Annotated in this window: 1 pseudogene; it reads left to right on the top strand. The window is 32.5% G+C overall.

Annotated elements, in window-relative coordinates:
- Positions 1-14: 14 nt before the first annotated feature.
- A pseudogene (locus tag EYD45_RS16570) lies at positions 15-200 on the top strand (alanine:cation symporter family protein); the annotation flags it as partial.
- Positions 201-317: the final 117 nt, after the last annotated feature.

Below are 317 nucleotides of genomic sequence, written 5' to 3'. Positions count from 1 at the left end.
TGGAATATGCCTAGAAATTGATTTTCTGTGTACTTGTAGTTATTGGTGCCGCAGCAAGTTTAGGCTCTGTTATTGGATTCTCTGACGCCACGATTTTCGAGATGATGGTTCCAAATATGATTGGTTTGATATTACTGGCGCCTAAAGTTAAGAAGGAGCTTAATAAATACATGCAAGCTATAAAAGAGATTAAAAAATAAATTACCATGAGTAATTTTAAATCCCATTATGTATTCACTAAAGAACAACGAAATGGGATTTTTTTATGGCTACTTCTCATTGTTGTTTTACAATGTGTTTACTTTTTTGTTGATTTC

Origin of the sequence: Hyunsoonleella flava (assembly GCF_004310325.1) — a bacterium.
Classification (GTDB): domain Bacteria; phylum Bacteroidota; class Bacteroidia; order Flavobacteriales; family Flavobacteriaceae; genus Jejuia; species Jejuia flava.
The sequence above is the reverse complement of the archived record's forward strand: the minus strand, read 5'-3'. Positions and strand labels throughout refer to the sequence as shown.